Annotated in this window: 7 protein-coding genes; all 7 read left to right on the top strand. The window is 66.9% G+C overall.

Features of this window, described 5'->3' with window-relative positions:
* Nucleotides 1–72: 72 nt before the first annotated feature.
* The 7 genes from B161_RS0112950 to B161_RS0112920 all read left to right on the top strand — a co-directional run bounded on the left by B161_RS0112950 (nt 73) and on the right by B161_RS0112920 (nt 11328).
* Nucleotides 73–1539: a DUF294 nucleotidyltransferase-like domain-containing protein gene (locus tag B161_RS0112950; RefSeq protein WP_018633865.1), complete on the top strand. Its 1467-nt coding sequence runs from the start codon at nt 73–75 to the stop codon at nt 1537–1539.
* Complete coding sequence (locus tag B161_RS18015; protein WP_018633864.1) at nt 1536–1817, top strand: hypothetical protein; 282 nt, start codon at nt 1536–1538, stop codon at nt 1815–1817. The genes B161_RS0112950 and B161_RS18015 overlap by 4 nt, the downstream gene beginning before the upstream one ends.
* Nucleotides 1814–4573 carry an ATP-binding protein gene (locus tag B161_RS0112940; RefSeq protein WP_018633863.1) on the top strand — a complete coding sequence of 920 codons (2760 nt, stop codon included), beginning with the start codon at nt 1814–1816 and terminating at the stop codon, nt 4571–4573. Before B161_RS18015 ends, B161_RS0112940 begins: the two co-directional genes overlap by 4 nt.
* 25 nt (nt 4574–4598) lie before the next feature.
* Entirely contained in the window at nt 4599–4964 is a 366-nt protein-coding gene (locus tag B161_RS0112935; RefSeq protein WP_018633862.1) for a response regulator transcription factor, read from the top strand.
* Nucleotides 4961–7117 carry a 3'-5' exonuclease gene (locus B161_RS0112930; RefSeq protein WP_018633861.1) on the top strand — a complete coding sequence of 719 codons (2157 nt, stop codon included), beginning with the start codon at nt 4961–4963 and terminating at the stop codon, nt 7115–7117. The genes B161_RS0112935 and B161_RS0112930 overlap by 4 nt, the downstream gene beginning before the upstream one ends.
* A 118-nt stretch (nt 7118–7235) precedes the next feature.
* Nucleotides 7236–9110: a sigma-54-dependent Fis family transcriptional regulator gene (locus B161_RS0112925; protein WP_018633860.1), complete on the top strand. Its 1875-nt coding sequence runs from the start codon at nt 7236–7238 to the stop codon at nt 9108–9110.
* Nucleotides 9111–9528: 418 nt separating this feature from the next.
* Complete coding sequence (locus tag B161_RS0112920) at nt 9529–11328, top strand: NAD(P)/FAD-dependent oxidoreductase (protein WP_018633859.1); 1800 nt, start codon at nt 9529–9531, stop codon at nt 11326–11328.
* The last annotated feature ends 69 nt before the right edge of the window (nt 11329–11397 follow it).

The raw sequence follows: 11397 nt of genomic DNA, 5'->3' as shown, positions 1-11397 counted from the left end.
GCGGCCGTCACAGGCCGGACAAGAGCGGCCGTCACAGGCCGGACAAGAAAAGTCGGATGGGGGGAGTTCGACATGTCGCGCGCGGAATCCACGCAGCCAGAATCCTCCGCGCCGGAAGGCGGCGGAGCCAGACGCGAATTCGTCTCGCTCATGACCTCCCGCGTCGGAGAGGCCCGCCTGCGCAAGCCGCTTTTCGTGGAGGGGAGCGCGGATCTCCTGACTCTCTGCCGCGAATTGTCTCAGCGCGGGCTCAGCGAGGCCCTGATCCGCGACGGCGGACGCGTCGGCGTCTTCACCGCCACCAATCTGCGCGAGGCCCTGCTCAGCGGCCGCCCGCCCGCCGAGATCTCCGCCCGCGAGCTCGCCGTCTTCGAACCTTTCTCCGTTTCGGTCGAGGACGAGCTCTTCGAGGCCATGCTGCTCATGCTGCGCCACAGAGTGCGGCGGCTGGTGGTGACTCAGGACGGCGAGTCCGTCGGGCTGCTGAGCCAGCTCGACCTCATGGCCTTCATGGCCAGCCATTCGCATCTCATCGCCATGGAGGCCGAACAGGCCGAGACGGTCGAGGATCTCGGCGCGGCGGCGCGGCAGATCGACGGGCTCATCCGGCTGCTGCGCAAGGACGGCGTGAAGATCGAGACCATCGCGCGGCTGGTCGGCGAGCTGAACCGGCAGATCTTCCGGCGGCTCTGGGAGCTGCTCGCGCCGGAGGATCTGCGCGCGAACAGCTGCCTGATCGTCATGGGCAGCGAGGGGCGCGGCGAACAGATCGTCAAAACCGATCAGGACAACGCCCTGATCCTGCGCGACGGCTTCGATGTCCCCGATCTGGAGGAGGTCACGGAGGAGTTCACCAAGGCTTTGATCGGCTTCGGCTATCCCCCCTGCCCCGGCGGAATCATGCTCAGCCGCCCCCTCTGGCGCCAGCCGCTGGCGGAGTTCAAACGGACGCTCGACGGCTGGATCGACGGCTCGGATCCGGCGGGGGCGCTGAACGTCGCCATCTTCCTCGACGCCGCCGCCGTGGCCGGAGACCCCGCCTTGCTGGAGGAGGCCCGCGCCCATCTGAATCTCGGGCTTTCGGATAATCCTTTCTGGCTCTCGCGCTTCGCCAAGGCGGCCACGCAATTCGGCGAGGAGCGAAGCTGGTGGTCCCGGCTGCCCGGTCTGCGCGGACGCGAGGCCGCCGAAATCGACCTTAAGAAGCTGGCGATCTTTCCCATCGTCCATGGGGTGCGCTCTCTGGCGCTTGAGGCGCGGCTGAGGGATCTCGGCACGGCGGCGCGTCTGAACGGACTCGTCGCGGCGAGGAAGATCCAGCCGAAGGAGGCGCGCGACCTGACCGAGGCTCTGCATTTCCTCATGGCGCTGAAGCTGGAGAACAACCTCCGGCAGATGGAGGCCGGAAAGCCGCCCGATAATAAGGTGGTCCTCGCCGATCTCGGACGGCTGGAGCGTCAGGCGCTGAGCGATTGCCTCGCGGTGGTGCGCGAGTTCAAAAGCTTCCTCGCGCTGCATTACCGGTTCGACGCGATATGACGGGCGGGACCGAACCAGAGCAAGGCGTCGTCAGAGACGGAGACGAGGCTCAGGCCGCCCCCGGAAAGCCCGGCCCGGGCCCGAAGGAGGATTTCCGCACGCCGGTTCTGATCGCGCTCTGCGCGGCGGGCTTCGCTTTGTTCAATTTTCCCCTTCTGGCGCTCTGGGAGAGCGAGGCCGAGATTTTCGGTCTGCCTCTGACGCCTGTGGCGCTTTTCACCATTTGGGGCGGGCTGATCGCGGCTCTGGCTTGGGCGCTTGAAAGGAGGGGCCCATGACCTCCGCCGCCATCTCCGCCCCTCTGGTCCTGACGGTCTCCGGCCTTTATCTGCTGACGCTCTTCGCCATCGCGGCTTTCGCCGACCGCCGCGCCGCGCAAGGCCGCTCGGTGATCGGGAACGCTTGGATCTATACGCTCTCGTTGGGAGTCTATTGCACGGCCTGGACTTATTTCGGCAGCGTGGGCCGGGCGGCGGCGGGGGGCGTCTGGTTTCTGCCGATCTATCTCGGGCCGATGCTGGCGATGCTGGTCGCCTGGATCGTGCTGCGCAAGATGATCCGCATCGCCCAGAGCCACCGCATCACCTCCATCGCCGACTTCATCGCCAGCCGCTACGGCAAGAGCCCCGCCCTCGCCGCTCTGGCGACGGTGATCGCGGTGGTGGGCGTGGTGCCCTACATCGCCTTGCAGCTCAAGGCGGTTTCGGCGGGCTATCAGATTCTGACCCATGGTCCGGGACCGCAGGAAGAGGCCCTCGTCTGGTGGCGCGACGGCGCTTTGATGGTGGCTTTGGCTCTGGCGGCCTTCGCGATCCTCTTCGGCACGCGGCATCTCGACAGCGCCGAGCGTCATGAAGGGATGGTGGCGGCCATCGCCTTCGAATCCGTGGTCAAGCTGGTCGCCTTTCTGGCGGCGGGCGCCTTCGTGACTTGGGGGCTCTTCGGGGGCATGGCCGACATCTGGGCGCGGGCCAAGGAGCTGCCCGGCCTGACGGATCTCTTGCGGATCGACCGCGGCGCGGGAGGCGCCGGCTTCCCCTACGCCGAATGGTTCGGCATGACCTTGCTGGCGATGTTCTCGGTGCTGCTGCTGCCGCGGCAATTCCAGATGATGGTCGTGGAATGCGTGGACGAGCGCCATGTGAAGCGCGCCGCATGGGCTTTTCCGGCTTATCTTCTGGCGATCAATATCTTCGTGCTGCCCATAGCCTTGGGCGGATTGGTCTTGTTCAGCCCCGGCGCCATGGACCCCGAGACCTTCGTCCTTTCGCTGCCGCTGTCCCAAGGCGCGACGGCTCTGGCGCTCTTCGCCTATCTCGGCGGACTTTCGGCGGCCACGGGGATGCTGATCGTCGAGACGGTGGCCATCTCGACCATGGTCTGCAACGATCTCGTGATGCCCGCGCTCTTGCGTCAGCCTTGGTTCGGCGCGCGGACGGGCGGAGATCTCACGCGGCTGCTGCTCAACATCCGGCGGGCGGCCATCGTGGGGGTGCTGCTGCTCGGCTATCTTTATTTCCAGATCGCCGGAGACGCCTACGCCCTCGTCTCCATCGGGCTGATCAGCTTCGCGGCGGTGGCGCAATTCGCGCCCGCGCTGCTCGGAGGGATCTATTGGCGCGGCGGGACTCTGCGCGGCGCCTTCGCGGGCATGGCGGGCGGATTCCTCGTCTGGATCTGGACGCTCATGCTGCCTTCGGTGGCGAAATCCGGCTGGATCTCCGACGGCTTCCTGCTGCATGGGCCTTTCGGGATCGGCTGGCTGGCGCCGGAGAGCCTCTTCGGGCTGACGGCTCTGGACCCGCTGTCGCATTCGCTCTTCTGGAGCCTTCTGGTCAATATCTCGCTTTACGCGGGGCTGTCGCTGGCGCGGGCGCCCTCGGCGCGGGAGGCGAGCCAGGCTTTGCTCTTCGTCGAGGTCTTCGCGCAGGACTCCGGCCAAGGCCGCGAGCAGGCGCCGATCTTCTGGCGCGGGCGGGCGCGGCTGGAGGATCTCACCGGACTGGCCGCGAGGCTGCTCGGGCCGGAGCAGTCGCGGCGCTTCTTCGAGGATTACGCCCGCGAGACCCGCGCGCCCTCGGTCGCGGAGATCCGCGCCGACGCCCGTCTGGTGGATCGCGTGGAGCGGCGTCTTGCGGGCGTGGTGGGGAGCGCCTCGGCGCGGGTGCTGATCTCCAAAGCGGCGCAGGAATCGCCGCTGGGCATCGAGGACGTGATGGAGATCGTCGGCGAAGCCTCGGAGGTCCGCGCCTACGCCCGGGCTCTGGAGAAGGCGGGCGCCGAATTGCGCGAGGCCAACGAACGCCTGAAAAGCCTCGATCAGATGAAGGACGACTTCATGTCCTCGGTGACGCATGAGCTGCGCACCCCTCTGACCTCCATTCGCGCGCTCTCGGAATTGATGCTCGACGCCCCGGACATGGAGGAGCCCGAACGCGAAGAATTCCTCGGCATCATCGTCTCTGAAAGCGAACGCCTCGGGCGGCTGGTGAATCAGGTGCTGGATCTGGCCAAGATCGAATCCGGCCACGCCGAATGGCGCATCGTGGAGATGGATCTGCGCAAGCTGGTCTCCGACGCCGGGCGCTCCACGGCGGAGCTGTTCCATCAGAAAAACGCGGAGCTGATCCTCACTCTGCCGGAGGGGCCGCGCCTGCTCCGCGCCGATCCCGACCGTCTGACTCAGGTCATGGTGAATCTGCTCTCCAACGCCGCGAAATTCATGCCCGAGACGGGAGGCCGCGCCGAAGCGGTCCTGCGCGAGGAGCCCGGTTGGTTCGTCGTCGAGATCAAAGACAACGGCCCCGGCGTGCCTCTGGCGGATCAGGCGACCATCTTCGAGAAGTTCCGTCAGGCCGGAGACGCCCTGACCCGTCCGCCGGGGACGGGGCTCGGTTTGCCGATCAGCCGCGAGATCGTGGAGCGTTTCGGCGGAAGCATGGGCCTCGTTTCGCAGCCCGGTCAGGGATCCTGCTTCTCCTTCCGCCTGCCCGTCGGGCGAGAGGAGGCCGCGCGGAACGACTCGAACTCATAAGAAAAACAGCCGGGGAGGAGCCAGAATGACAGCCAAAGTCCTGATCGCCGACGACGAGCCCAACATCGTCGTCTCGCTGGAGTTCATGATGAAGCGCGCGGGCTATCAGGTGCTGATCGCCCGCGACGGCCCGAGCGCGCTGGAGGCCATCCGCCGCGAACGCCCCCGACTCGTGCTGCTCGACGGGACCATGCCCGGCATGACCGGCTTCGACGTCTGCGCGGCGGCGCGGGCGGACCCTGAGCTCGGAGGGATGAAGATCGTGATGCTCACCGCCAAGGGCCGCGACGCCGACATCGCGCGCGGCGTGGGCGCGGGGGCGGACGCCTATGTGACGAAGCCTTTCTCCACCCGGGATTTGGTCAAGATGGTGCAGGAGATGCTCGCGTGAGCCGCAAGACGCGCCGGATCGGCGCTTTGCTGGCGCCGGGGGCCGCTCTGGCGCTCTGGCTGATCCTCGGGGCGCTGCTGCTGCGCTCGACTCTGACCCCCGAGCAGGACGGCGCGCTTTCGGGAGCTCTAGGCGCCGCCGCAGGGCCGCTGATCGGCGTGGGATTGGTCTGGTGGCTGGTCGGGTCGGCTTTGGGCGCTTGGGCCGTCGGGCGGGTGCAGAAGCTTTGGGCGGCCCCGGCGGCGCGTCTGGCGGATTCCCTGCGCGTCATGGCCGAGAATCCCGCCGCGCCCGCGCCAGCGCCCGAAGGCGCGCCGGAGCTTCAGGCTCTGAGCGCCGCCGTCTCGGATCTGGCGGAGCGCCGCAAAGCCCTTCAGGACGGCCTTGAGGAGCGGGTGAGCGCCGCCAGCGCCGCCGTGGCTCATGAGCGCGACCAGCTCGCGGCGCTGATGGCCGAGCTTCAGCAAAGCGTGGTGGTCTGCAATCTGGAGGGGCGGATCCTGCTCTATAACGGGCGGGCGCGGGCTCTGACGAAAAAGCTCTCGCGCGCCCCCGGAGGCGCGGGCGGCGCCGAGCTCATGGGGCTCGGACGCTCGATTCACGGCGTGGTGGACGCCGCGCGTTTGGCTCACGCCCGCGAATCCGTGGAGCGCCGCCACGCCCGCGGAGAAGCGGCGGCCTCGGCGCGCTTCGTGGCGGCCACGCCGGAGGGACGGCTCCTTCAGATCGGCATGGCGCCGGTGCGTTCGGGGGGCGCTGGCGCCATGACCGGCTTCGTCCTCATGTTCGACGACGTGACCGAAGACCACGCCGCCCAAGCTCAGCGCGACCGCCATCTGCAGGGGCTGATCGAGGCGAGCCGCTCCTCTTTCGCCAGCATGCAGGCGGCTCTGGACATGCTCGACTATCCCGATCTGGAGGCCGGAGAGCGCGAGCAGTTTCAGCAGGTGGTCCGCGACGAAGTGGGCGCGATGAGCGCCCGGCTGGAGACCACCGCCGCCGAAGCCGCCCGCGACGCGCGGATCCGCTGGCCGCTTCAGGACATGCTCGGCGCGGATCTGCTCTCGGCGGCGGCGCGGCGGATCGAGGCCGAGCATGGCGCTCCCGCCGCCGCCATCGAGACGCCGCCGGAGGATCTCTGGCTCAGCGTGGACAGCTTCGGGCTGATCGAGGCCCTCGTCTTCCTCGCGGGACGCTTGGCGCAGCCGCCGCAGGCCCCGGCTCTGAGCCTGCGCCTGACGCCCGCCGGAGGCCGCGCGCATCTGGACCTCGTCTGGCCGGGCGGCGCCGCTCCGCCCGCCGAAAACCTCTCCGGCTGGCTGGGCGAGCCCATGAACGCGGAAGGCGGACCCTCCGTGCGGGATCTGGCCGAGCGTCATGGCGGCGAAATCTGGCTGGAGCGCGACCGCAAGCGCGATCTCGCCTTTTTCCGCTTTCTGCTGCCTCTGGCCAGCGGCGGCGGCGAGACGGCGGATTCGGAAGCGCTGTCGAGCCGCCCGGAATATTACGACTTCAACCTTTTCGCCGCCAGCGAGGCCAGCCGCCATCTCGACGACCGCCCGCTCATGGATCTGACCTATACGGTCTTCGACACCGAGACCACGGGGCTGAATCCTTCGGGCGGCGACGAAATCCTTCAGATCGGCGCGGCGCGGATCGTCAACGGGCGCATTCTGCGCGGCGAGCTCTTCGAGCATCTGGTCGATCCTCAGCGCGACATCCCGGAGGCGGGGATTCCCATCCACGGCGTCACGCCGGAGATGGTGCGCGGCCAGCCGACCATCGGCGAGGTTCTGCCGGTTTTTCACGCCTTCGCCGCCGATACGGCTCTGGTCGGGCATAACGTGGCCTTCGACATGCGCTTTCTGGCGCTGAAGGAGGAATCGACGGGAATCCGCTTCGATCAGCCGGTGCTGGACACCCTGCTGCTCTCCAGCCTTCTGCATCCGGAAGCGACCTCCCATAGCCTCGATTCCATCGCGGGACGGCTGGGGGTGAAGATCTCGGGGCGGCATACGGCGGCGGGCGACGCCCTCGCCACCGCCGAGGTCTTTCTGAAGCTGCTGCCTCTGCTGCGCCAGAAAGGAATCGAGACTCTCGGACAGGCGCGGACGGCGTCTCAGGACTCCTATTACGCCCGCCTGAAATATTAGCGCGGTCTTCAGCGGAAGCCGAATTTCAAACGGGAAGGCGGCCCGCCCGCCTCTCGGACTTGTGGAGGATTCCGCCGCTCCGCTTTTCATGCCAGCATGAGCCGAGGAGGTTCCCCCCATGACGTCGCCCCTCGCCCATATCAAGGAGATCGAGCGCGTGGCTTCGGGCGCGCGCAGCCGCCGCGACGCGCCGGTGGTCGAATCCTGGCTGCGCTGCCTCAATGATTACAAGCTCGACCCCACGACCGCCCAAGAGGCCTATATCGTCCCGGCGGCCACCCTGCGCGAGCATCGGGAGCAGGCGGAGGATCTGATCCGCATCGGGCGCTCCGGATTAGAGGGCCTCTTTAAACAAGTCGCCGGACAAAATTACGTGCTGCTGCTCTCGGACGCCCGCGGCGTGGCGGTGGAATTCATGGGAGACCCCACCTTCGATAATCATCTGCGCAAGGCGGGGCTTTATCTCGGCTCGGAATGGTCCGAGAGCCGGGCGGGCACCTGCGCGGTCGGGGCCTGCGTGGTCTCGGGCGAGCCGGTGGTGATCCATCAGGACGATCACTTCGACCTCAGCCATATCGGCCTCACCTGCACGGCGGCGCCCATCTTCGACACCCTCGGCGATCTGACGGCGGTGCTCGACATCTCGCAGCTCCGCTCTCCGACCGCCAAGACCAGCCAGCAGCTCGCGCTGCATCTGGTCGCCTCGACGGCGCGGCGAATCGAGCTGGCCAATCTCATGGCCCGCACCCGCGAGGATTGGGTGCTGCGCCTCGCCCGCTCGCCGGAGTTCCTCGACGTGGACCCGGAGGCCGCCCTCACCCTCGACGGCGAGGGCCGGATCACCGGCATGACCCATGGCGGATTCCGCGCTTTGCTCAAGGCGATGAATCTGGAGGATTTCGGCGCGCGGCGCTTCATCGGCGAGCCCATTTCGCGCTTCTTCGACCTCGAAGCCGCCGATCTGCCGCTGTATCTGCGCGGACGCCCCGAGGGTCGGCGCATCCTGCGCGCTCACGACGGCTTCGCGCTTTTCGCCCGGAGCATCGCGCCGGTGGCGGCGAGTCCGCGCCGCGCCGAGACCCCCGCCCCCGCCCTGCCCAAGGCCCTGCGTGAGCTCAGCTTCGGAGATCCGAAGATGGAGCGGCTTCAGGAGCGCGCCGCCAAATTGGCCGGGCGCGGCGTGCCGATCCTGATTCAGGGCGAGACCGGAGCGGGCAAGGAATATCTCGCGCGGGCGATCCATGCGAGCGCCGGGCTTTCGGGGCGCTTCGTGGCGGTGAATTGCGCGGCTCTGCCCGAGCATCTGATCGAATCCGAACTCTTCGGCTATGTCCCCGGCGCCTTCACCGGGGCCCATCCCAAGGGCAAGCGCGGGCTGATCCTCGAAGCCGACGGCGGGACGCTCTTCCTCGACGAGATCGGCGACATGCCTCCCGCCTTGCAGACCCGGCTTTTACGGGTCCTCTCCGAAAACGAGGTCCAGCCGGTGGGGGCTCTGGAGGCGCGTCCGGTGCGGCTGAATCTGCTCTCGGCCTCGCATCGCGATCTGACGAAGCTCGTGGCGGAGGGGCGTTTCCGCGCCGATCTCTATTATCGCCTGAACGCGGCCAGCCTCACCCTGCCGCCTCTGCGCGAGCGGCGCGATCTCGAAGCCCTGATCCGCGCGATTCTGAGGCGGCTCGGCGAGGCGGAGGGCGTCGCCTATCGGCTGGAGCCCGAGGCGCGTCAGGCGCTTTTGCGTCATGGCTGGCCGGGGAATCTGCGCGAATTGACCAACGCTCTGAAGCTCTGCGCGGCTTTATCCGAGGGCGGAGTCGTCGCGCTTGAGCATCTGCCGGAGGCTCTGGCGGAGGCCGCCCCTGCGCAAGCCCCTGAAGAGGCGGGGATTCTTCAGGCCCTCAAGGCTTGCGGCGGCAATGTCTCGGCTCTGGCGCGGGAGATGGGCGTGGACCGCACGACCATTCACCGCCGCCTGAAGCGCCTGCAAGGCTGAGCCCCGCCGCAGGCGCCTCGCCTGTGGCGGGAGCGCGGCGCCTCAGGCGCCGCGAGGAAATCCCTAGAGATCCGGGCCTGAGCGTCGGAAATCCGCTGCGGCCTGTGTTGCGCTCATCGGGCGCGGATAAGCTTTTTTCCAATCAATGAACTGATCTTATTGGTTTTTTTGAAAATGGCGCCGCTTTTGCTGTTCAAACCTCAAAATCACGGTTGGCGCAGGATGTCTCCGCGCCGCCGCCGAACCGCTCAGCGGTCGGACCTTAGGGAGGTCGAAACCATGCGAAATCTCCGCCTTGCGCGGTCGAAGGAGGGACTCCATGCGCCCTCTCCGCTTGCGATCTCCCTCTTCTGAGCTTCACGGCGCCCCTCGCGGGCGCCTTCCGAAGACCCATAAAAATCTCAGGGAGAGAAACCTCATGCTGGACACGTCCCCCACCGCTCAGGCGCAAGAAACCCTCGGCCGCCTCGGCGCGGCGCTGGAGGCCGGAGACGTCGAGGCCGCCGTCGCCTGTTTTCAGGAAGATTGCTACTGGCGCGACCTCGTCAGCTTCACGTGGAATCTGCGCACGATGGAAGGGCGCGGCCAGATCCGCGACATGCTCGACAGCCAGCTCGCCGCGATCAAGCCGGGCGGGCTCCGCTTCGACCCGCAGGAAGCCGTCACGGGCGATGAGAATCTCGCCGAGGGCTGGATCGAATTCGAGACCGAGGCCGCGCGCGGCTATGGCCATGTGCGGATCAAGAACGGCCTCATCTGGACCCTCCTCACCACCATGAGCGAACTCAAGGGCCATGAGGAGCCGAAAAATCTGCGCCGTCCCATGGGCGCCGAGCATGGCCCCGCCAAAAACCGCCTGAGCTGGAAGGAGAAGCGCGAGCAGGAATCCGCCGAACTCGGCTTCAAGGAGCAGCCTTATGTGCTGATCATCGGCGGCGGACAGGGCGGCATCGCCTTGGGCGCGCGGCTGCGTCAGCTCAGCGTCCCGACCATCATCATCGAGAAGAACGAGCGTCCCGGCGACAGCTGGCGCAAGCGCTATAAGTCGCTCTGTCTGCATGATCCGGTCTGGTACGACCACCTCCCCTATATCCCCTTCCCGGAGAATTGGCCGGTCTTCGCGCCCAAAGACAAAGTCGGCGACTGGCTGGAGATGTACACCAAGGTCATGGAGCTGAATTACTGGTCCTCCACCGCCTGCAAATCCGCCAGCTATGACGAAAAGGCTCAGGAATGGACCGTCGTCGTCGAGCGCGACGGCGAGGAGATCACGCTCAAACCGAAGCAACTCGTTCTGGCCACGGGCATGTCGGGCAAGATCAACGTCCCGAAATATAAGGGTCAGGACGTCTTCAAGGGCGAGCAGCAGCATAGCTCGCAGCATCCCGGCCCCGACGCCTATGCGGGCAAAAAGGTCGTGGTCATCGGCTCGAACAACTCGGCGCATGACATCTGCGCCGCGCTCTGGGAGGGCGGGGCCGACGTCACCATGGTTCAGCGCTCCTCGACGCATATCGTGCGCTCGGATTCGCTGATGGAGATCGGCCTCGGCGACCTCTATTCCGAGCGGGCCGTGGCTTCGGGCGTGACCACCCGCAAGGCGGATCTGATCTTCGCCTCGCTGCCCTATAAGATCATGCATGAGTTCCAGATCCCGCTCTACGACAAGATGCGCGAGAAGGACGCCGATTTCTACGCGGGGCTTGAAAAGGCGGGCTTTCAGCTCGATTGGGGCGCGGACGGCTCCGGCCTCTTCATGAAATATCTGCGGCGCGGCTCGGGCTATTACATCGACGTCGGCGCCTGCGATCTGGTGATCGACGGCTCGATCAAGCTGGCCTCCGGCGACGTGGATCATCTGACCGAGACTTCCGTGGTCCTCAAAAACGGGACCGAGCTTCCGGCGGATCTGGTGATCTACGCCACCGGCTTCGGCTCGATGAACGGCTGGGCGGCGGATCTCATCAGTCAGGAGGTCGCGGATAAGGTGGGCAAGGTCTGGGGCCTCGGCTCGGCCACGCCGAAGGATCCCGGTCCTTGGGAGGGCGAACAGCGCAATATGTGGAAGCCCACCCAGCAGGAAGCTCTGTGGTTCCATGGCGGCAACCTGCATCAGTCGCGCCATTATTCGCAATATCTCTCCTTGCAGCTGAAGGCCCGCAAGGAAGGAATCCCGACGCCCGTCTATCAGCTTCAGGAGCGTCATCACCTCTCCTGACGACGAAGCGGGATCCGGCGCCGCCCCTTGTGGGACGGCGCCGGCTTCTAACGGTCGCGCCGCCCCTTG

It is taken from the genome of Neomegalonema perideroedes DSM 15528 (assembly GCF_000374145.1).
Classification (GTDB): Bacteria; Pseudomonadota; Alphaproteobacteria; order Rhodobacterales; family Rhodobacteraceae; genus Neomegalonema; species Neomegalonema perideroedes.
The sequence above is the reverse complement of the archived record's forward strand: the minus strand, read 5'-3'. Positions and strand labels throughout refer to the sequence as shown.